Origin of the sequence: Nostoc sp. (assembly GCF_035638895.1) — a bacterium.
In the GTDB taxonomy this organism is placed as follows: Bacteria; Cyanobacteriota; Cyanobacteriia; order Cyanobacteriales; family Nostocaceae; genus Nostoc.
In genome coordinates this window covers 17,675-39,367 of the sequence record NZ_DASQZC010000416.1, presented here as the reverse complement: position 1 = coordinate 39,367, position 21,693 = coordinate 17,675, and the positions used below count along the sequence as shown (strand labels likewise).

Annotated in this window: 22 protein-coding genes and 1 pseudogene; 12 read left to right on the top strand and 11 right to left on the bottom strand. The window is 40.7% G+C overall.

All coding sequences use genetic code 11. The features are described 5' to 3' along the window. Positions 1-214: 214 nt before the first annotated feature. The 3 genes and pseudogenes from VE944_RS20815 to VE944_RS20805 form a co-directional block, all read left to right on the top strand. Positions 215-382, top strand: a pseudogene (locus VE944_RS20815) (response regulator); the annotation flags it as partial. After that, complete coding sequence (locus VE944_RS20810; RefSeq protein WP_324981259.1) at positions 348-2,237, top strand: hybrid sensor histidine kinase/response regulator; 1,890 nt, start codon at positions 348-350, stop codon at positions 2,235-2,237. The pseudogene VE944_RS20815 and the gene VE944_RS20810, both read left to right, overlap by 35 nt. 101 nt (positions 2,238-2,338) lie before the next feature. Further along, a complete protein-coding gene (locus tag VE944_RS20805; RefSeq protein ID WP_322651498.1) occupies positions 2,339-2,722 on the top strand; it encodes a nuclear transport factor 2 family protein in 384 nt (127 codons plus the stop codon). A gap of 77 nt (positions 2,723-2,799) precedes the next feature. Here VE944_RS20805 and pyrR read toward each other — a convergent pair whose 3' ends face one another. From pyrR to VE944_RS20790, 3 genes are all read right to left on the bottom strand, one after another. Next, complete coding sequence (pyrR, locus tag VE944_RS20800; RefSeq protein WP_109008636.1) at positions 2,800-3,336, bottom strand: bifunctional pyr operon transcriptional regulator/uracil phosphoribosyltransferase PyrR; 537 nt, start codon at positions 3,334-3,336, stop codon at positions 2,800-2,802. Between the two features lie 101 nt (positions 3,337-3,437). Then, positions 3,438-4,409, bottom strand: coding sequence for an adenosylcobinamide-phosphate synthase CbiB (gene cbiB / locus VE944_RS20795; protein WP_324981250.1), 972 nt, complete (start codon positions 4,407-4,409; stop codon positions 3,438-3,440). 43 nt (positions 4,410-4,452) lie between these two features. Next, positions 4,453-4,893 carry an Rrf2 family transcriptional regulator gene (locus tag VE944_RS20790; RefSeq protein ID WP_324981247.1) on the bottom strand — a complete coding sequence of 147 codons (441 nt, stop codon included), beginning with the start codon at positions 4,891-4,893 and terminating at the stop codon, positions 4,453-4,455. Positions 4,894-5,290: 397 nt separating this feature from the next. On the opposite strand from VE944_RS20790, the gene VE944_RS20785 reads away from it, so the two are divergent. Beyond that, positions 5,291-5,704, top strand: coding sequence for an AbrB family transcriptional regulator (locus VE944_RS20785; protein WP_229554449.1), 414 nt, complete (start codon positions 5,291-5,293; stop codon positions 5,702-5,704). Between the two features lie 68 nt (positions 5,705-5,772). On the opposite strand, the gene VE944_RS20780 is transcribed toward VE944_RS20785, so the two are convergent. Continuing rightward, the gene (locus VE944_RS20780; protein WP_324981243.1) at positions 5,773-7,677 is read right to left on the bottom strand and encodes a chloride channel protein; all 1,905 of its coding nucleotides are present in this window, start codon (positions 7,675-7,677) and stop codon (positions 5,773-5,775) included. Between the two features lie 187 nt (positions 7,678-7,864). Here VE944_RS20780 and VE944_RS20775 point away from each other — a divergent pair, with 187 nt between their 5' ends. From VE944_RS20775 to VE944_RS20750, 6 genes are all read left to right on the top strand, one after another. After that, entirely contained in the window at positions 7,865-8,017 is a 153-nt protein-coding gene (locus tag VE944_RS20775; protein WP_324981239.1) for a hypothetical protein, read from the top strand. Between the two features lie 250 nt (positions 8,018-8,267). Continuing rightward, positions 8,268-8,654 carry a hypothetical protein gene (locus tag VE944_RS20770; protein ID WP_324981236.1) on the top strand — a complete coding sequence of 129 codons (387 nt, stop codon included), beginning with the start codon at positions 8,268-8,270 and terminating at the stop codon, positions 8,652-8,654. Positions 8,655-9,206: 552 nt separating this feature from the next. Then, positions 9,207-10,091 carry a lipid kinase gene (locus tag VE944_RS20765; protein ID WP_324981234.1) on the top strand — a complete coding sequence of 295 codons (885 nt, stop codon included), beginning with the start codon at positions 9,207-9,209 and terminating at the stop codon, positions 10,089-10,091. 51 nt (positions 10,092-10,142) lie between these two features. Then, positions 10,143-10,748: an exopolysaccharide biosynthesis protein gene (locus VE944_RS20760; protein WP_324981231.1), complete on the top strand. Its 606-nt coding sequence runs from the start codon at positions 10,143-10,145 to the stop codon at positions 10,746-10,748. Positions 10,749-11,383: 635 nt separating this feature from the next. Then, the gene (locus VE944_RS20755; RefSeq protein WP_324981229.1) at positions 11,384-11,938 is read left to right on the top strand and encodes a hypothetical protein; all 555 of its coding nucleotides are present in this window, start codon (positions 11,384-11,386) and stop codon (positions 11,936-11,938) included. Between the two features lie 179 nt (positions 11,939-12,117). Continuing rightward, on the top strand, positions 12,118-12,894 hold the full coding sequence (locus VE944_RS20750; protein WP_324981226.1) for an SDR family NAD(P)-dependent oxidoreductase: 777 nt from the start codon (positions 12,118-12,120) through the stop codon (positions 12,892-12,894). A gap of 78 nt (positions 12,895-12,972) precedes the next feature. Here the strand turns inward: VE944_RS20750 and VE944_RS20745 are convergent, their stop codons facing one another. After that, the gene (locus tag VE944_RS20745) at positions 12,973-13,752 is read right to left on the bottom strand and encodes a photosystem II electron transport protein, Sll1252 family (protein WP_324981223.1); all 780 of its coding nucleotides are present in this window, start codon (positions 13,750-13,752) and stop codon (positions 12,973-12,975) included. Between the two features lie 248 nt (positions 13,753-14,000). Here VE944_RS20745 and VE944_RS20740 point away from each other — a divergent pair, with 248 nt between their 5' ends. Together VE944_RS20740 and VE944_RS20735 are read left to right on the top strand one after the other, a co-directional pair. Then, positions 14,001-14,495 carry a hypothetical protein gene (locus tag VE944_RS20740; protein ID WP_324981221.1) on the top strand — a complete coding sequence of 165 codons (495 nt, stop codon included), beginning with the start codon at positions 14,001-14,003 and terminating at the stop codon, positions 14,493-14,495. A gap of 8 nt (positions 14,496-14,503) precedes the next feature. After that, the gene (locus VE944_RS20735) at positions 14,504-14,878 is read left to right on the top strand and encodes a hypothetical protein (protein WP_324981218.1); all 375 of its coding nucleotides are present in this window, start codon (positions 14,504-14,506) and stop codon (positions 14,876-14,878) included. Positions 14,879-14,941: 63 nt separating this feature from the next. Here the strand turns inward: VE944_RS20735 and VE944_RS20730 are convergent, their stop codons facing one another. The 6 genes from VE944_RS20730 to VE944_RS20705 all read right to left on the bottom strand — a co-directional run bounded on the left by VE944_RS20730 (position 14,942) and on the right by VE944_RS20705 (position 21,590). After that, positions 14,942-15,451 carry a hypothetical protein gene (locus VE944_RS20730; protein ID WP_324981215.1) on the bottom strand — a complete coding sequence of 170 codons (510 nt, stop codon included), beginning with the start codon at positions 15,449-15,451 and terminating at the stop codon, positions 14,942-14,944. Between the two features lie 244 nt (positions 15,452-15,695). Beyond that, the gene (locus VE944_RS20725) at positions 15,696-16,073 is read right to left on the bottom strand and encodes a hypothetical protein (protein ID WP_324981212.1); all 378 of its coding nucleotides are present in this window, start codon (positions 16,071-16,073) and stop codon (positions 15,696-15,698) included. A 347-nt stretch (positions 16,074-16,420) separates the two neighbouring features. Then, positions 16,421-18,655 (bottom strand): TolC family protein, encoded by a 2,235-nt coding sequence (locus tag VE944_RS20720; RefSeq protein WP_324981209.1) that lies wholly within the window; start codon positions 18,653-18,655, stop codon positions 16,421-16,423. Positions 18,656-18,758: 103 nt separating this feature from the next. Continuing rightward, positions 18,759-20,321, bottom strand: a complete 1,563-nt coding sequence (gene kaiC, locus VE944_RS20715) for a circadian clock protein KaiC (protein ID WP_324981206.1) — start codon at positions 20,319-20,321, stop codon at positions 18,759-18,761. A 259-nt stretch (positions 20,322-20,580) separates the two neighbouring features. Next, positions 20,581-20,904, bottom strand: coding sequence for a circadian clock protein KaiB (gene kaiB, locus VE944_RS20710; RefSeq protein ID WP_324981202.1), 324 nt, complete (start codon positions 20,902-20,904; stop codon positions 20,581-20,583). Positions 20,905-21,008: 104 nt separating this feature from the next. Further along, positions 21,009-21,590, bottom strand: a complete 582-nt coding sequence (locus VE944_RS20705; protein ID WP_324981199.1) for a KaiA family protein — start codon at positions 21,588-21,590, stop codon at positions 21,009-21,011. Between the last annotated feature and the right edge of the window lie 103 nt (positions 21,591-21,693).

Below are 21,693 nucleotides of genomic sequence, written 5' to 3'. Positions count from 1 at the left end.
GAAATATCACAGCCCAAAGCAAACCTGGGCAAGGATCAAAATTTATGATCGTATTGTCAATGAATTCCCATTCTTGATTTTTATTTCTGGAGAGGGATAATGCTAAACCCTGAAATTAGCTTAATTGTACAACTGTGCCCTGTAATTTTTCGGACTGATGCATTGTACAAATCGACCATTATATTAAGTATTAATGAGATTCGATCATTTTAATACTTACGATTTTGGTGCAAACTCTTTCATCACTAAGCCAGTGACTTTTACTTCATTAGTTGAGGTCATGAAGACTCTAGTTCAATACTGGTTTGAAATTGTGAAACTGCCACTAGAAACCGTGGGAGAAAAACATGGACAACAGCCCTATCAAAGTTCTGTTCATTGATGATGACGAAGACGACTATATTTTGACTCGTTATTGGTTCAGTGAATTTCAGGTAGCAAACTGCGAGTTGGAATGGGTAAATAATTATGAAGCAGCAAGGAATGCGATCGCTCGCTACCAACATGACATTTATCTAGTAGACTACCGTTTGGGGCCAGACAGTGGACTGGAACTTTTGCGCGAAGCAATTGTCAACGGCTGTTGTTCTCCAATAATTTTGCTGACTGGCCAGGGCGACTGGGAAATAGATATTGAAGCGATGAAAGCCGGAGCCGCAGATTATCTCGAAAAAAGCCAGTTGACTGCACCTTTATTAGAGCGTTCTATCCGTTATGCCATTGAGCGCAAACAAACAGAACAGAAAATCCGCGAACAAGCCGCTTTACTAGATGTTGCCACCGATGCAATTTTTGTGTGTGATTTAGACAAGAAAATTTTATTTTGGAACAAAGCTGCCGAGAGCCTGTACAGTTGGAAAAAAGAAGAAGCTATCAATAAAAAGACACGAGTTCTCTGGCATGAAAAGCATGTGTCTCAAGTTGAAAAAGCACTCAATATTATGATGAAAAATGGCTCTTGGGAGGGCGAGTTACATCAAAAAACAAAATCAGGTAAAGAAATTATTGTTGAAAGCCGTTGGACACTAGTGCATGAATTCGGTAATAAAGCACAATCTATTCTAATTGTTAACACTGATATCACACAAAAAAAACAACTAGAAGCGCAATTTCTCCGCGCCCAGCGATTGGAAAGTATTGGCACTTTAGCCAGTGGTATTGCCCACGACCTAAATAATATTCTTGCCCCGATTCTGATGACAGCCCAACTGTTAGAGCTACAAATTCATGATGAGCGTTCTCGGCGGCTATTGCAAATATTGATTATAAACGCTAAACGTGGGGCTACTTTAGTTAAGCAAGTATTATCTTTTACTCGCGGAATGGAGGGCGATAGCACTATATTGCAATTAAAGCATTTAATAGTAGAAATTCAGCAAATTATTAGAGAAACTTTTCCCAAATCCATTGAATTTTCCACTCAAATTTCGCCAAATCTTTGGACTGTATGCGGCGATGCTACCCAATTACATCAAGTACTGATGAACTTGTGTGTCAATGCTAATGACGCTATGCCAAATGGAGGAACTTTAAAAATATTAGCGGAAAATCTCTTAATTGATGAAAATTATGCAAAGATGCATATAGATGCTAAGGTTGGTCACCACATTGTTATTACTGTTAGTGATAGCGGAATTGGTATTCAAACAGAAATATTAGATCGGATATTTGAGCCGTTTTTTACTACTAAAGAACTTGGGAAAGGTACTGGTCTTGGTCTTTCTACAGTACTTGGCATTATTAAAAGCCACGGCGGTTTTATCGACGTAGTAAGCGTTCAAGGAAAAGGCAGCCAGTTTAAGGTATATTTGCCAGCACAAGAAACAGCAGAAACTATAGAAGAACAAGAACAGGGATTACCTTCAGGACAAGGAGAATTAATTTTAGTTGTAGATGACGAACCTGCAATTAGAGATGTGACAAAAACATCTCTAGAAAACCATAACTACAAAGCAATTACAGCTAGTGATGGTATTGAAGCAATAGCCTTATATGCAGAACATCAAGATAAAATATCTCTTGTATTAACTGATATGCTCATGCCGTCAATGGATGGGATAACTACTATCCGCACCCTGCGAAAAATTAACCCAAATGTCAAAATCATTGCTGTCAGTGGACTGACTTCGCAGGATAAAGTTAATACAGCTTATGACATGGGTATCAAAGCCTTTTTATACAAGCCTTATACAGCTAGCCAATTATTGCAAACTATTAGCACAGTCAAAAATAATTAGGAGTTGGACATTGGGAATTACTAATTTATTTTTCAAAGTTGAGAGTTATAATTTAGGAATTCCTAACTCTTCACTCATAACTCTTAACTATTTAATTACCCATGACTAAGGATGAAGTCTTAGCGGCTAATGCGGCTTTTTATCGAGCTTTTGAAAGAAAAGATATTGAGACAATGAGTGCAGTATGGTCACAAGGAACTGGTAGTTTTTGTATTCATCCTGGAAGTAATATACTGCGAGGTTGGAAGGAAATTCGCACCTCTTGGGAGCAGATATTTAAAAACACCGCTTATATTGAAATAAACACAGATATAATTGCTACAGAAATTACTGAAAAAATTGCTTATGTTGTGCTGAGAGAAAATGTGTTCCAAGTGGTAGGTGGGAGAAGACTTGAAGCACAATCAACAGCTACAAATATATTTCAGTTCCTTGGCGAGAAGTGGTATTTAGTACATCATCACGGTAGCCCAATTTTGCGGTGAGGTGCGGGGGATGGGGGATGGAGGAGCAGAGGAGGCAGGGGGAGAATAACTAATGACCAATGACCAATGACTAATGACTAATGACTAATTAACTCCACTGCATCTCGTTCATCGTAATTTTGTAAGTAAACTTTGACAACTTCTTCTTTAGCAGTAGGTAACTTTTTGCCAATAAAATCTGGGTGGATTGGTAATTCTCGGTGGCCCCTATCTACCAACACAGCTAAACGAATCACTTCTGGTCTACCGTAGTCGTTGACTGCGTTCAAAGCAGCGCGAATCGTCCGTCCTTTGAAAATTACATCATCCACAAGTACAACGGTTTTCCCCGTCAGGTCAAAAGGAATTTCGCTTTTCGCTGGAGTCCGCAATCCAATTTTGTCGAGGTCATCTCGATAAAATGTAATGTCCAAAGCGCCGACTGACACGGCTACACCTTCGAGCGTCTCAATCTGACGCGCCAACAATTCGGCTAATAACGCACCTCTTGTATAAATACCAAGAAGCACCAGTTGAGACAAATCGCGCGTCCTTTCCACAATTTGAGAGGCAAGGCGAGTCAAGGTACGACGGATTTCTTCTGACGAGAGAATTTCAACTACTTTGGCAGACATAGTGAGTGATAAGTTAGGAGTGATGAGTTAGAAGTTAAGAGTTTTTATTCTTAACTCCTGTACAGACGGGATTAATCGCGTCTCTAACTTTATATTTATCATTACTTATTTGGAAATATTAAGAATATTGCGATCGCTATCCCTAACCATACCAAAAAACAATATCGCGTCAACTGCAAAGCATTCTGAATGGAGGTTGCAGTAATGGGATAAATAGCATCTCCTAGCAGTGGTTTGTACTTAGCTACCCCGCGATACCAATTTGTACCCCCCATCTGCACACCCAAAAAAGCAGCATAGGCGCACTCACTCCAGCCAGAATTGGGACTAGGATCGTTAATTGCATCCCGACGACAAATTCCCCAAACATGCATCGGTTTACCCGATAACAGCGCCAGAGTCACGACTGTTAACCGACAAGGTAGCCAAGTCAAACAATCTTCCAACCGCGCACAGAACCATCCCAAATAAGTATAGGGTGCTTCTCGATAGCCCACCATTGAATCAAGGGTACTACTGGCTTTATATGCTAGAGCCAAAGGAGTTGGCCCCACAACTGGCACAAAGACACCAACAATTGCATAAAAAAGCGGAGCCATCACCCCATCAGTGGCATTTTCTGCAACCGTTTCTAAAACGGCTCGGGAAATTTCTGTTTGTGAAAGGTTTTGGGTATCCCGACCAACATAATTACTTAAAATCTTCCGAGCTTTTTCCAAATCTCCTGCTGTTAAAGGTTCTAAAACAGCCACTGCTGCGGCTCGTAAACTTCTACCAGCAAAACAACTAGCCAAAAGAATGCTATTTATTACAATTTCCAACAACGGATGAACCAATTTGGCACTTTGAATAATCAAAAAGCCAACAAATCCACTACCAATTATCAGGATAATACCTAGTAAAATTCCAGCTAGGCGTTGCGTTAGAGAATTCTTACACAATTGGAGAGAAAATTTGGTCAGGCGAGAAATTACCCACCCCATAACTTGCACTGGATGAGGCCAATTCCAAGGATCGCCAATTAAGTAATCTAAAAGTGCAGCGATTATTAAGATATAGATGCTATTGCTCATAAGTTACGAGTCAAGGGTCAATATTTGGACTATTGACTTTTGACTAAACCACAAAATTAGCTTCTTCCCCAAGGGCAGCTTGCCAGCTACGAGCATCATAATAAAGGTCTGCCAAAGTAATACTGTATAAAGCTTCTTTGAGCTTTTGGTTGAGTCTCTGCCATAGGCTAAATGTTACCCAATCTTCAGCTTGTGCAGGTGCTGGAGTGTGATGGGGTAAAGGGCTAGTCTCGCCAACAGCTTCTAAAATTTGTCCTATAGATATTTGTGCAGGCTCTCTTGCCAATTGGTATCCGCCGATGCTACCACGAATTGATTTAACTATTGATGCACGACGCATTTCTATTAGTAGTTTTTCGAGGTAAGGAGCTGGGATATCTTGGCGTTTAGCGATCGCTCTTACAGATACAGGGCCATATTTTGGCTGTAAACTCAAATCTAGCAACGCCTTCACACTATAGTGTCCTCTGGTAGTTAGTTTCATTTTGGCAAGCTTTATTGTTTGTCCTCTGTCTTATCTAAATAACCAATGACCAATAACCAATTATCAATGGTTTAGGATCAGTTTTACTTATCATTCTGTGACACTGTTATCATCCTCAGCAAGTAAACAATTTTTCAAGCGTCACTTTAGAAAACTTAAAACTTGTATAGTCTAGCAGTGATTCACTAACTATATATAGATAGTTATCAGGATTGCCAGCGTTATCTAAAATAGATTGTCTTAGCAATATTGGTAATGGGATAACAATTGTGCATCTGAGTGTAATATACTTGGCTAGGTTGAGATAAAAACTAAAGGATTATGTTCCTATTAGCTCAACGTCAGCTAAAATAAAATCGATTCCAACACTTCAAACATTCATTTTCGACCTAAGTTGATGCCTAAACAGAAAAAAATTGAACCCCTACTCGGTGAAGAACTGCTCAAAAAAGTCAAAGAGCTAGAGAGCGAGAGCAAAGAAGACAAAGCTAAAAAGTGCGGCTACTATACCGTTACCAAAAATGGTATAGAGCGCGTTAATATGATGAAGTTCTTAAATGCCCTAATTGATGCTGAGGGTATTCAGTTGGACAGTACACCCAGTGCTAATGGGCGTGGTGGACGTAGTGCTAGCTATAGAATTAGTGTGCAATCGAATGGTAACTTACTTATAGGTTCAGCTTATACAAAACAGATGAATCTGAAGCCAGGAGATGAATTTCTGATCACTTTAGGCAAAAAGCACATTCGTCTGAAACAGGTAGACCCAGAAGATCGGGAAGATGATGAAGCCATAGACGCTACAGCTTAATAAATATAAATGGTCATTAGTCAATTGTCATTTGTCCTTTGTGGAAACCAATGACCAATGACCAATGACTAATGACTAATGACTATATCTGTGGTCGGCAAGATCGGTAAATAGTGGCGAAGTGCCTTGCGCGTAACTGCTAAATTGCAGGTTAACGCAATTTGTTCTCTTTCTAGTAAACCCAAAATGCGATCGGGTTTATCTCGTGCTACTACTGGTAATTGATGCAAACCTCTAAGACTCATGCGGTCTAAAGCTTCAGATAATAGTTCATCTTGCCATGCATAAAGGATTTCAGTAGTACAAATGTCTATGAGAGTTTGACTGGATAAATTATCTGGAATTTCAGTTGGTAAATTTGAGTAAGTTTGCCAAAGAGCAAGGGCACGGTTGATATCTTCCAGAGAGAGTATACCAATTAATTGCTCTGCTTCATCAATTACTAAAGCACTGCGGACGCGATCGCGGATCATTTCTACAGCTGCATCTAATACTCCAAGAGTTGCAGGTAACTTTTTTGGACAGGGATACATAGCATCTTCTACCAAAATTTGCTGCATAATTTCCGCTTGTTCATCTTTCAATTCAGAAAGACCAATTTGATGTAAGTTAGAGTTAGAGTTAAAAGTTGGTTTAATCCTTTCTACTAGCCAAACACTCAAACCCACAGCTGCCATCAATGGTAAAACAATGCGATAGTCGCGGGTCAATTCAAACAGCATTAAAATAGATGTTAACGGCGCTCTAACACTACCAGCTAGCACTGCTGCCATTCCTACCATTGCATAAGCTGGGGGAGCCGCCATCTGATCGCAAATAGCCGGGAATGCCACAGCCAAAATTTTGGCGTAAGCCGATCCAAAAGAAGCACCTAAAAACATTGCTGGTGCAAACAAACCGCCGATGAAACCACTACCTGCACTAATTGCAGTCATCACTAACTTCACCACCAACAGCACCACCAACAGGTAGAGTGGAAACTCCACATCCTGAAGCATTGCTTCTACAGTTTCATAACCTACACCCAGAATTTGCGGGAAGTGCAAAGCAACTGCGCCAATCATCACACCGCCAATAATTGGATGAATTGGCTCAGGAATTTGTCCCAAAAAGGCAAAACCTGGAACTTTGCCAGCAAAGCAGGCTTTTGCTAAACGAATTGATTGAGTATAAGTGACAGAAATTAGGCTGGCCCCTAAACCCAAGCCAAGGTAAAGGGGTAATTCCAAAGGACTGCGGACTTGGTAGACAGGTAAATCAAAAGCAGGTTGTGCCCCCAAACCAATTTGGGCAATTAATGCTGCTACCACCGCCGCTAACAGCACCACACTTACAGCAGAAGTAGCGAAAGATGTCGCTCCCATCACCACCTCTAGGGCAAAAAATACTCCAGCGATGGGAGCATTAAATCCAGCCGCAAGTCCAGCCGCCGCGCCAGCACCTAAAAGCAAACGTTGGCGTTCTTGAGATACATTCAGGATCACAGACAACAACATCCCAAAATTTGCGCCAATTTCTACACTCGGCCCCTCTGGGCCCAAAGAAGCACCGCTCCCCAAAGAAACAGATGCAGCCAGCATTTTCGTAACTGGTCGTAGTGGTTGCTTAATCTCTGTCCCCTGAGAAGCGGCAATAAGAGATGAAAGTCCAGGGCCAAAATCTTGAGTGCGCCAGCGCATCAAGCCAACGATTAATCCGCCAAGGGTGGGAACGCAGGCTAAAGTCCAAGCACCCCAAACGCCGATTTGACCCATTAAATTTTCCAGCATCAACTGATGAATCAGCTGGATTAAATAGTGAAAAGTGACTACACCCATACCCGTACCACCGCCAATGAGCATGGCTAAAAACAGGACAACGGTTTCTGGGGATGGTTGAAAACGATTAATTAGGTAGGCTAAAGGAGTGGAAGGTGTAGGAAAGGCAGGTTGTGACCTTACCTTCCTCAGTTGAGTGAGAGGCAAGAGAGTCATTGAGAGGCGGGGTAAATGTAAGAAAAAATTTAAATTTTTATCTGTTACTTATCATTGTGAGCCATTATTTAGCAACCAGACAAGTAGACTTTATTTGCTGATTTACAAAGATTTAGTAAAAAATGTGATTGTGCGAATTTTTATGGGGAGAATAGTTACATGGGAGACAATTATTTAAGGATCAGCGATGCCTAGTTTGGACGTAGCTGCGGCTAGTGAGGTGGGAGTGAGCGCCAACGCTATTGTTTCTAAAGACAACAAATATTTGTGGGCTGGGTGGATGCACCCACAAATATTAACTAGTAGTCGATTAAAGAAACTTTGCGGGGGTTTATGGTAAGAAAATCAAGTTATTTTCTTTTCCTGCTTCCTTTCACGCGTCATTTTTGGGTAGGTCGAGTACTAGGAGTCATCCTTGCCTAAATCTAGTTATACTCGTGTTGCGACCATTGGCCGTCCTTGGTAGTAATACAATATATGTATGATTTATGGCTAATGTCAGACCATACTTGGAAGTCTGCTAAGTATCGATCCCAATTCAGTATAGCTATTGTTATAGAGCGAGTAAATGGACTAGGCGGACGAGGTAAATGAATATACACACCTTTGATAATCATTATGTTACTTGCCCAATTTGCCAAAGAAATAATACGCCCAAACCAGTTAAAACGCGCATGGGCTTGTTTTGCTGTCCCAATTGCCAGGAACGGCTAGTAGTTTGCCAAAGCGGTCATTATGTGCGCGATCCGTTTACTTGGAGACAATTGATGGTTGCTTCGTCGCTACGTCGTCAAAGCCGACCTTTAGCTAGGATTATCAGAGATTTTGTCTTGCTGAAACGTCCTATGGTAGCCTTGGCTGTAGGGAGTGCGATTTTCTTTAGTGCGATCGCCTTAACTCAAGAAAGGACAAACTACGATCACCAAGGATTACCCACAACAGAGAAAGTTAATAAACCAGGAAATAACTCTCAGTAAATGGATTACTTTGGTATAAATCAAATCCTACTTTGATTTTTGTAATATTATAACTAAATACTTCTATGAAACCGTGTCTTATTGCCCCAAATAGGACACGGTTTTACATTATGTTCGCTGAAATACACATCCGGGTTCAACAGTAAAGTTATTCGGTGGATGTCCACTTCGTAGTACTCCTTAATTCACTGTTTCTGAATAACTTCCTTAGAAGGTTCGTTCATGAGGTGGTAGATTCCTCTAGCCTTTATTCGCTCTCATAAAACAATGTCTTATTCTTAGGCATTATCTTCTACTTATTATAATATTGACATAAATATTCTCCAAAAAATACTTAAATCCAGTCATTTAGTAAGTATCAACACACCGACGGTTAATAAAGATAAACTAGATAAAATAGAAATTAAAAATTCGTAAGCATAAAATAATAACCATTCACTAAATGAATTTTTGATAACTGTCATAATAAATTAAACACTTTTCGATAGTCAACTTGGAGCAGAATACATGGATGCGGATAACTGGACATATTAACTACAAAAGGTACTACCCATGAGTTCTCGCGCACTGCTGTTAGTCAATCGTCATGCCCGCCAAGGAGAAAAGGGTATATCGAAAGCGATTCAATATCTGAAAACACTCGGTTTTGATTTAATTGAGGAGTCTACAGAGGACGCCAAACATCTTGCTGAAGTTATACTTCGCTATCAGCATCAAGTTGACTTAGTAATCATTGGTGGAGGAGATGGAACTCTCAATGCGGCAGTAGATGGTTTAGTTAAAACTCAATTGCCCTTGGGAATTTTGCCTTTAGGAACTGCCAATGATCTGGCTAGAACTTTGGGAATCCCCAATTCCCTCAACGAAGCTTGCAAAATTATTGGATATAGAAATTCACACCGCATCGACTTGGGTTGGGTGAACGGCAAGCACTTTTTTAACGTTGCCAGTCTGGGATTGAGTGTAAAAATTACCCAGCGACTTACCAAAGAAGTCAAACGCCGTTGGGGAATATTTGCTTATGCTGCTACTGCATTGCAAGTGATTTTGGAAGCTAGACCTTTTACTGCGGAGATTTTAATCAATGGTGAATCAGTTCGCGTGAAAACACTGCAAATTGCTGTGGGTAATGGCCGATATTACGGCGGCGGTATGGCAGTGGCTGACGATGCAACAATAGATGACCAAAGGCTAGACCTCTATAGCTTGGAGATTAAAAATTGGTGGGAGATTATACTATTACTCCCAGCGATGCAACAAGGGCGACATATACATTGGAAGAGTGTACGCTCTCTTCAAGGTGAAGAAATAAAGGTATATACTCGCAAACCTCGCCCTATTAATACAGATGGTGAAATCACTACCTATACACCTGCTCATTTTCGAGTTATACCTAAAGCTATAGCTGTTTTAGTACCCCCAGAAATTAGGAGTTAGGAGTTATTCTCTCTCATCTCCCTCTACTAAAAATGTGGGAACTTGCACCAAATGCATCTGAGATTTTCTCAAGATATAAAGTCCTTGTTGCAACGCCTAGCTGAACAACCGTTAACTCTAGGTGATATTTTGGCAGAAACCTCAGAACGGGGGTTCTGCCTGGTAATTACATTATTAATTTTGCCTTTTTTACTTCCTATGCCACCGGGATTAACTGGCCCTTTTGGTGGTGCTTGTTTACTGTTGTCAGTGCAAATGGTTTTAGGGAGGCGTGAGCCTTGGCTACCGAAAAGAATTGCTAATTACAAATTTCCTCGTCCCTTTGCCCAGTTACTTTTGCAAAATTTGGGACGTCTTACCAAAGTGTTACAGAAACTCGCCCGTCCTCGATTGGCAAAAATAGCTCATAATCCTTTGATTTGGCGAATTAATGGGCTTTGTATCTCTTTGTTAACAGTATTACTAATATTACCAATTCCTTTTACAAATCCCATCCCCACTGTAGGTATTTTACTTTTGACTGTTGCCACCATCGAATCTGACGGCTTATTAATTTGCATCAGCTACGGTATTACTATCCTAATTACCTTGTTCTTTGGATTTATTGGTTATGCAGTATGGTTAGCTCCCAGTTTACTGCCATCTATATTTAAATAATAAAAGCCCCCAGCTTTAGGCTGAAGGCTGCAATTTATTAGGGTGCATCTACCATTTATTAATCCGCTTTAGTGATTGCCATATCCGGGAAGATTTAACTTATAAGCAAACTTATTTAATTTTTAAATTAAAAAATATCAGCAATAAAAAAGCCTTCAACTAAAAGCTGAGGGCTATGATTTAATTAAGGTGCATCTACCATTTATTTATCCGCTTTATTGATTGTCATATCCGGGAAGATTTAACTTTGCAAAAAAATATTTTAATTTAAAATCAAAAAATATCAAGAATAAAAAAAGCCCCCAACTAAAAGCTGAGGGCTGTGATTTAATTAAGGTGCATCTACTATTTATATATCCGCCTTAGTTATTGCTGCATCAGGAAAAATTGAGAAAAAATGGATAGCTGTGGAATTGATTTTGTTAGCTACAAAGGTAGTACTGATATTATCGAAGATAAGGTACAGTATTTAACTAAGTAATTCTTGACCAACTTCATAATAATTTTACAATTACCCGAAATTTCCCTTGGATACGCAAAGTTTCTGTTAATATATCTGACTCTATATCCGCAATAGTACGAATTTAGTTTATTAGTTGGGTATATGACTATGAAAGTTAGACGTACCCAACTTGATGAAGCGATCGCAGTTTCTATTAGCCCTTGCTAGTTTTAGTATTGTCGGTGGAAGCTTTTTTCTGAGAAGAAATTTTAGCACTATTAGGGAACCTAAAGTAATAACCGATACATCCCGCTACCAAGAAATTCGTAATCAACTATGGTCTGATAATTACCAAGTAAAACATTTTCCTAATGAGATTCCCACTGATGCCAAAGATGTTCGCATTGCTTACTCTCCCGAATCCCAAGGAAGTAGTTTTTTTCAAATTAGGCTGAAACAGCAACCAGAAAAAATAGAAAAATTATTTTTACAATACAGAAGTAGTGCAAAGCAAAAATATAGGGGTGGTAACACAAACGATCACATAAATCAACCTAATGGTGTGCCGACAACTTTTTTCTATACTAGTGGCTCTCATACAGAATCTTTCCCACCCAACTATGAAATATTGGTATTAAATACAGAGGATAAAGGTAGACCTGGCTTCAAGTGGAATCATGGAAATAGTTACGGCGTTGCTATTAATACCCCTGCCTCAGAAATTATTTATTGGTCTGAAAAATGGTAAATAACAATTTCATTTTGAATTGGAATCGCCATGAGAAAAATCATTATTTTGGTCACGGCCTTCACTTGAGTACTCAATAGTGCTTTTCATCTTTTAGGTATATCACTTTGGGTAGTTAAAACTTTTAGCCAGCATCGCTAAAATTATAATAGTGCTTAAAAACTATCTAATTATGTAGAATGCCAACTGCTTTAATTACTGGTGCTTCTAGTGGTATTGGTAAAGCTTTTGCCCAAGAACTAGCTGCACGCAAGACGAATCTTGTACTCGTTGCTCGTTCCGAAGAGAAATTAAGCCAATTAGCTAAAGAACTAGAAGAACAACACGAAATTCAAGTAGAGGTTATAGTTAAAGACCTCACAGAACCTAATGCAGCAGCAGCTATATTTGATACTACTAAAGAAAAGGGATTAACCATTGACTTATTAATCAACAATGCTGGTTTTGGTTACTATGGCGACTTTGCTGAAGGGGATGGAGAAAGACAAGTCAAAATTGTACAATTAAACATTTTGGCATTGGTAGATTTAACCCACAAATTTCTCCCTTTGATGCGGCAACGTCGTTCTGGAAGTATTATTAACGTATCCTCTATTACCGCATTTCAACCGATACCATACCTTTCTGTTTATGCTGCCAGTAAAGCTTTTATTCTCAGCTTTAGTGAAGCACTATGGGCAGAAAATAATCAATATGGTGTCCGTATTTTGGTCACTTGTCCAGGGCCAATAGAAACGAACTTTTTTGCAGAAGCTAATTTTCCTCCAGCGCTGGCAAGTACTACAGATAAAGTGTATTCTTCCCAAAAAGTTGTTTGGGAATGTTTAGAGGCTTTGGAAAAAGGCTATCCAACTGTTATTAGTTCTGATAGTATTACTCAAATTAGAAGCAAATTATCTCGACTTGTACCGCGCAAACTTTTGTTGAATATGTTAGCAAAACACTTTAAAGCCTAAGTATATGTTTAAGAGTTAGGAGTGGGGAGTTAAAGAAAGCAGGGAATTTAAAAATCCTAACTTTTCACTCCCCGCTTATTACACATATCTTGTTAGTTGAACTCGGTAGCGGTCTTTTTTTGTAACAGCGATTTCCCCAACTTCTAAACGTCCTTTAGAGCGAATGGCGATTAAGTCGCCTGATTTGACTTGAGAACTGGCTTGAGTAACTTCCTTCCAATTGACGCGCACATCACCAGCATCAATGAAATCAACCATTTTGCTGCGGGACATGCCAAAACCAGCAGATGCGATCGCATCTAATCGCAAAGAAGCCTCTACAGTAGTTAATTCTTTTTTCTTTGGTTCCCTAACCCTTAGTTCAGTTACCTCAATTTGCTGAGTTTTCACAGGAACCGATCGCACCTGTTTCAGACTCATTTCCAAAAATTCCACCAACTCCGGTGCAACAATCGCCTGCGCTCCCCGTTCTCCCAAGACAATCACATCTCCCGTCTTTTCACGAACAATTCCCGTCCCCAACATTGCGCCTAAAAAGTCGCGGTGAGAGGCGGTATCAAAGAGGAAATTACCAGCAATTTCTACAGCTACAAGGCTGACTAGAGATTGATCTAAGGGAAGTTCTGAACGAGCGATCGCTATTCTTTGGCGTTCCGCTTGCGGATATCCGCCCCACGCCACTAATTGCACTTCTGTTAATCGGTTAAACACCCGTTGAATTTCTGCCAATTCTGGCGGAGACAGAAAATCAGTCAAAACCACTTCCCAAGTTTTGATGGCTTGCTCTGCTTGGTCAATTACACGAGCTACACTATCTCGATTTTCAACACCTTTTAAAAGTTCTTCTCGTGGCAACATTCTTAAAAATTATGAGTTATGAATTGAGAATTAAGCTTTATAACTATCTTGATTCTAACTTTCTAAAGCGACTGATGTTGAACTATAACACGACATTTTCTCTAGTCTAAAAATCTCTCATGCTTTTCTTTTGATAGTTCCAGTACCCAGAGTTTTAATCTCTATTGACCCCTGATGAATAGTACGTACAATTATACGTAGAGACTAATAATTTTCTTAAATCGGCGTTGACTAAAAACGCATAACCTATGTCTATCGGGACTTTCGGCAATATCTACTCAGATGAGTTAATTACAGCCACTGAGTTGAATCGTCAACCTGGGCGAGTTCTGGACAAAGCTTTAGAACGTCCAGTGACAATTACTCGCAACGATCAGTCTTTTGCCTTGTTGCGCCGGGAGGAAGTGAGTTTTCTGGTAAAGGCAGCAACACAGAGTAAAGCTGTTTTTGAGGCGTTAACTGTCGCCTTCTCTTTGTTACTGGGAAAGGAAATCGGTTTTGAACATCCTTATGGATGGCTGAGTGCGTTTGAAGAAGATGATTTGCAAGACTTTATAAACGAACTGAGTGAGGCTTTTCGGTTGATAGATTCCTCAACTACAGCATGGGAGATAATTGACGCGATTATCCATGAATGGCATGAAAGCGCCGTAGCGATCGCTAGTCTTGAACTGGCAGATGCTTTTAGTGCCGAGACTGATGAAGTAACATTAAAGCCGCCATCTACTCAGAGTGCTGTTTGAATGAGAGTATGTCAGATAACCAACAAGAAAATCCAATAGTGGAGAATGTGGAGCCGCCATTCGTTAAACTGACGGCTCCAGCATTATCTGAGATAGAAAGCACTTGGTTGGTGGTAGCTAAAAATCGTCGGGTGAATCGGGACTGGGAAGCTTTAATGCAGCGCCACCCAGAAAACACACGTCGTTGTTACGAGGATTTATCCACTGTACCAACCGCCAGACAACCTCGGCGTGTTTTCCCTTTAAAGGGCAAACCTTACAAGGGGGCATGGGAATATGAGGTGACAAAAGGGGACAGAGTATTTTATGTTCCTGATCAAGAACAGTTGAAAGTCGTTGTCTACTACGCAGGAAAACATCCAAATCCTTCACCCACACCGTAATTCCTGCAAATAAGGAAGAGTGGCCTACAAATTAAAAGTTCTTCTCGTGTAAATACGCTTCATTCAATACACAGTATTTGTGTCAGCATAACCTTGGATATTTTCTGGATCAAACTGACGTAATATTCGGGTTGCTTGTCGAGTGAGAGTTTCAGTACCTTGAACGGCAACTAAATATTTACCCGCATCTAAACGGTTGCGATAAGGTAAAGCATCACCACCACCTACAAGTAAACCGATTCCGCCACCGACCACCACACCACCCATAGCACCACTAGCAGCACCTAGTAGTCCGCCAACGATGTGATTGCCAACTTCACCCGCCCAGGCAAAAGTATTTAAACCAGTAATCAGGCTGAATGTAAAACCTGCAAAAAAGCCGAATGGTATCAGCCAGGTTGCCATCAGTTGTGCTTGCTTTTTAGCTTGGTCTTTGGGGTCAATTAAGCCAAACTCGTCAGCTGTTTTATATCCTTTCCCCAGGATAGTGCTGTTTATGCCTTGTTCTTCTAAAGCTAAGTAAGCAGCTTCAGCTTGAATACGGTCTGGTAATACGGCAACAAGGTAATTCATTGATTTTACAATTTGTCTAATAGAAGTTTTGCCTTAATTAACAGCGTATCAGTCCTGGTCGAATCATCTTGCATTGGGTAGAGAGACGCGATTAATCGCGTCTCGTACAGGAGTTAGGAATCTTACTCCCCTTCCCTTGCAGGGAAGGGGCTGGGGGTTAGGTCTGTATTAAACTCAACTGCAAACCGCGTAGGCGTAGTCCGCCGCAGGTATCGCCCTTAGCACAAGTTAAATGTACATCCGATCACTTTAGCGAATCTAGTGGCTCACAAAAATTGTTCACGCCTTGCTTGAGGACATAAATCAAAACTGGTGTTGCCAAAATTTTAGGAAATGTGGGCATTCCTTTTAGATGTTCCATCATCTTTTGAGGTGAAGAATTAAGCAAATCTTCCCGATATTCTTGTTCGCAAATGACCACACGCCATTTTCTAGCCAAAGCATCTAACCACTCGGAATTTGCTCTTTCTGGTTGCTGTCCTGCCCGGATAGCTAGCGTCATCGCCGCATCTTCTAAATCTCCATCACAGTCTTCAATCAAATCCAGCGCTTCCATATCGCTGGGATCATCTGCCAATTGAGAGCGAAACTGTGCAATTTCTTGAGATGTTACTTTAGTCATGAGTCTTTAGCAAGGCCAGCGATGCCTACGGCGGTAAACTACGGACACTCAGCTACATCATTTCACAAAATTGCTGTTAAAAATACGTTTTTTTAGCAAAAAGCCTCATTCTTCAATGTAATTATTGAAAAATGAGGCTTTTAGAATTTTTAATTGAAAGTACAGGTCGGCGGAAATAAACTTACCATTTCATTACAGCCAGAAAGCCCAAAATTAAAGCATGGGTGACTTTTGAGAGCCAGTTGCTACCCTGCGGGAACGCTAAGAGCGTAGCAAGATCCCCGTAGGGGTACAAGTCGGCAGAGCCGTCCAACGCACTGGCTCCTTTTGACTTCCCCAAAGGGGCGCTAGCGTAATGCTCTGAGGGTAACAGACCGTTGTAACTGAGCTAAAGCACGGTTGTAATCCAAAATTGCTGTGACTCGATTGCCTTCAGCTTGTGTGAGGTCGTTTTCAGAGTTAATGACATCAGTTTGAGTGCCTACACCAGCTTGGAATCGCAAACGCGCTAAACGTAGAGCTTCCCTAGCTTGTTCTAAAGCGGTATTAGCGGTTTGAACATTCGCCAAACTAGATTGCTGGGTAGAATAGGCTTGTTCTACCTGAAAGCGAATTTGGTTGCGCTGTTCGGCAAATTGAGTTTCTGCGATCGCAATACTAGCTCTCGACTGAGCTGCCCTTGCTCTTGCTGCTCCTCCATCAAACACATTTAGGGTTGCCCTAACTCCGAATGAATAACCATCAGTAACACTGGCATTATCATCGAACTGATCTAGTAGGTCGTAGCTGGCGACCAAACTAACTTGAGGGCCCAACTCTGCAAGGGCCTGCCTACGCTGTTGCTCAAAAGTATTGCGTTGTGCTAGCTGCTGTTGCAATTCTGGACGATTTTGATAAGCCAGCACAATACTTTGTTCTAGCGTTGGGTTCCAAAGACCAGCTAATTGCACAGGATCGGCTGCACTGATATTTACCGCCTGCGGTAAACTTATCCGAGTTGCTAATTGACGACGGGAAATTGCCTGCTGGGATCTACTATTAGTCAAATTTTGTTGGGCATTTGCTAAATTCACTTGCGATCGCAACACATCAAACCGCGTACCAACCCCAGCTCGCTCTAATGCTTCTGCATCACGCAAACTAGCCTCAGAGTTCTGCACAGCCGACTGGGCAATACGTACTTGTTCATCCGCTTGTTGCAGATTGTAGTAGTCAGTGGCAACATTCAGACGGATTGTCTCAGACTGAGTTTCTACAGCCAACTCATTAAAACGTACCTGTTCTTCAGCCGCTCTGACGCTAGCTTGCACTCTCCCAGAACTATAAATGTTATATGAAAGTTGTGCTTGACCAGAAAAAGATGTACTGGGTTGATCTTGGTTAGAAAGTAAGCCATTTCGCCCGCTTAATTCGTCCGTCAGCTGACTACCAGCAGACTGACTACGAGTAACATCCGTACTAATTCCCAGAGTGGGCAACAAAGCAGCTTGCGCCTCGCGTAGAGATGCTCGATTGCGTTCTAGCTCCAATAGAGACACCTGTAAATCCCGATTATTGCGCCGTGCTAGCTCTAGAGCCTGTGCCAAAGTAATCGGCTGATTTCCCTGAAGTCTCACTTCCTCCGGTTTGGTGGGAAATTGCAGGGGATTTGAGCTAGGAATCAGGTTCTGTGGAATTTGCACCGGCCCTGACGGCGCAGGAGTTATGGTTCTCGGCACTGTAGAAGGTTGCACCGAATTCCCTGGTACAGGAATTATGGTTTCTGGCACTGTGGAAGGTTGCACGGAACCCTCTGGTGCAGGACTTATAGTTTCCGGTGCAGTGGGAGTTGGCGTCGAATCTGTCGGAATTGGGGTATTACTCTGAGCAATGCGTAAGCCAGCAGCATTTTGTTGTGAGCAGGTACTTGAAATCAGTAGCAAAGCAGCTGATTTGCTTTTCCCTAACTCCTGTGCACATTGTTGCGCTGACAACAGTTTTGCTGACCTTACACCTGTAGCTGAAGTTTGTAAAAATGTTTGCGACTGAGTAACAGTATTTATCTTTTGAACCACTCGCTGCTGTGCAGAAGACAGGGACAAAATTTCTTTTTGGACAGAAGAGGGTTTTGAAGTGTAGTTGGGAACTACTATGCTCTTTGATTTCTGCCCATAAGCGCTTAAATTACTGTTTTTTTGGTTATTTTGAGCAGAACGGCTGACAGCAGGCTGTTGGGAAGCATTAGAGGTAGGTGTCGAACTGAAAAATCTACCTTTATCTTTCTTAAGTACTTGTTTTATTGGCACAACAGTATTTTCAGGCGTAAACACTGGAATACTGTTATTACTTAAAGGCTTCATACTAAGTTTACTGAAACCGAAAGCAGGTACTAGGGTTGGAACACTAACATTTGCACCATTATGCAATTGCGTATTCACAATGCCCCCAACTAAGTCTTGACCATAAGTAGAAGTCAAAACACTAGGAGAAGAGGCCAGCCGTACCCCAGTTAGTTTTACAGTACCAGCCCAAGTCGGCTGAGTTGTTAAGACTGCTGCTGTCACACCAGGCAATAAGCTATGGAATAATTGCTGTCCTTTCACCGCATCCCTCACACGAAAATCAATCTAGCGGCAGAAAACCTTTCTTCACCACAGAATATAGCACGATACTAAATTTAGGAAAGAATATACTACGATACTAAATTTAGGGTTCGGAACTCTGTTTGTCTTCAAAACGTCTAACAATGCGAGAAAGTTCCGCCTTTTCATCGATACTAACGCGAGTAGGAGCACCGCTAATAATCCGTTCGTAGTTTCGGAATGAATCTTTGATATCGGGCCCGTCAGCAGTAATATTATACTCACGAATGCCCTTATCATGCCAAGAGCCGCGCATTTTAAATACGTTAATTGCCCGCGACATTTCTCCACGAATTTCTACGTACTGTAGCATCAGAATTGTATCGGTAATCGTGGAGATGTGAGAGTCAGTAATGGAATGTGCCCCCAGAAATTGGTCAGTTGTGTTAGTAAAGAAACCAGTAATTTCTTCTTGTTTAGCATAACCTGTCACACCAATTACAAACTGCCTAAATGCATTATTGCTGACTCCTCTAGCTAACGCTGATAGGGAGTCAATAGCAATTCGGGCTGGTTTGAATACAGCAATTTCTGATTTTATAATTTGTAAGTGGTCTTCTAAACCAGTTGATTCGGGATAGGTACAAATTATTTTGAGTAAACCTTGATCTTCTAATTTTTCAAAATCAATTCCCCAAGAGGAAGCATTACGAGATAGTTGAGCGCGTGATTCTTCATAAGCAAATAATATTGCCTGTTCTCCATTCAGGCAGCCATTTTGAATAAACTTACTTACTAGCAGGGTTTTACCAGTCCCTGTGGCTCCTGTTGCCAAAATAATCGAATCTTTAAAAAAACCACCACCGCACATTTTATCTAAAATTTTGACACCAGAAGATACCCTGACATTAGAAGAGCGTTGAGTCAAGCGCATTGCTCCCAGTGGGAAGATGTTAACCCCTTCATTAGTAATCGTGAAGGGATACTCGCCTTTCATGTGAGTTGTGCCGCGTAACTTGAGGATTTCAGTTGTGCGGCGGCGGCGTTCTCCTTCTAAAACGTTGCGAACAATTACTACATTATCGGAAACAAATTCTTCCACCCCAAAAGAGGCGACGGGGCCATATTCTTCGCTACGTTCAGTTGTAATAATAGTGGTAACATTGAGTAGTTTGAGACGGGCTACTAGGCGGAAAATCTCGCGCCTGACTACTCCCATCGCTTCATACTGTTGAAATACTGCTGTTATTGAGTCTATTGAAACTCGTTTAGCTTTGTATTTGCGAATAGCATATTGCAATCGCTCAATTAGTGCAGACAGGTCAAAATTACCAACTATATCTTGTCCTTCAGGATCGGGAGATGCATCCAGAATAAACAACTTGCCTTCTTCAATTAGGCGTGGCAGGTTCCACCCAAAAACATGAGCGTTTTTAATAATATCACTGGGTGATTCTTCAAAAGTAACAAATACTCCTGCTTCGTCAAAGTAGGTGATACCGTTATAGAGAAACTGAAGAGAGAATAAAGTTTTACCTGTACCGGAAGTGCCACTAATCAAGGTAGTTCTACCAATTGGTAAACCACCATGACTAATATCGTCAAACCCTTCGATCATCGTGCGAATTTTTTCTACACCCCCAATTTTTGGTGTGTTTTTTGCTTTTACTTGCTCGGTTTCACTCATTGCTTGATAACAAAAGGGTATTAAAAACTATTTTTTATAACAAGAATTCAGAATTCAGTAGGAATTTTGTCTGTACGATTGGGTGATGTCGCCTCTCTTACGTGTCTTGTAGAGAGCATCTGAATATTGCTTAAAAGCTTACTTCGTACCGCTACGCGCTTTCGTCCAATAGGGGCAAAACTAGTATTAAATATTCTTGCCTTAAAACTCTATCCCTTTACAGGTGGATAATTCTGAATTCTGTATTCTGGCTCCTTCATTAATTATTTTCCTCTTCAAAATCTGCTTCAATCAGTTCTTCATAGAGCAAATCTAATCCAATCAATACTCTCTCCCTATCTGAAAGATCCCCGATAATTTTGCGAACGGGTGGAGGCAAAATTTTAGATAATGTTGGCGTCGCCAATATTTTATCTTCTTCTGCCAGTTGCGGGCTTTTCAGTACATCGATCACTTTTAAAGCATAAACACCTTTAAACTCCTGCTCTAAAATATTTTTGAGTGTTTTTAATGCCCGGACTGAATTAGGGGTATTCCCTGCTACGTAAAGTTTGAGAACGTAGGTTTTTCTGGCTTTATCCATATACATACAAGCTAGTCATGAGAATATAAATACAATATTTGTTTACACATTGTGGGTGATTAACAGAGGTAGCTTGTGCTAAGTTCAACATTGATAATTTTAATTTATCTAGAAATCGAATTTCTGTAGAGTTCGCATAGGTGAGCCAGGATATCTATCAACGTAAGACGATAATCAAGTAACCCTTCATTGCTCCTTCCTTCTAATTTTAGCTGGTTAGAAAATTCTTCAATTATCTCCATGTGAATTTCGATGATTTGGGGCACAGGAATATTCGCATAAAATATAGTATTGATAAATTTATCAATTTTTTCTTTGAGTGTTTTCTCTGTGGTAAAATAGTTTATAAGAATCAGGCTGTAATCTGATTTAAGCTGTCTTAATAATCCTTGTCTTTCTGCTGGAGTCATCTCCTGGAAAAGCTGTTGGCTTTTTTGGATGTGACTGGCAAATACATAGATATAATTGTTTGTGTATGCTTGATTTAAATTTTGTTGCACCAAATTTGGTAAATAGTTAATTTTTCCAGAGGTAGTTGCAACAAGGGGTAGATATAAAAATTGGGCAATAATCGCGTCAATAACTTTCCACACCCATCGGCTCCAACCTTTTTGGTTGTGTAGATCAACTAGATTATCTAAACATTTGTTAACATCAGGTTGCAGAATCAATATCGGTAATAACATTTATTCTTAAATCTTTCTCCTCGATCGCCCTGACCAAGAAACGTAGGCTGATAACTTTGGCTAACGCTTCTAAGGGAATACTAAGTGTGCAGTAAACTGGTGA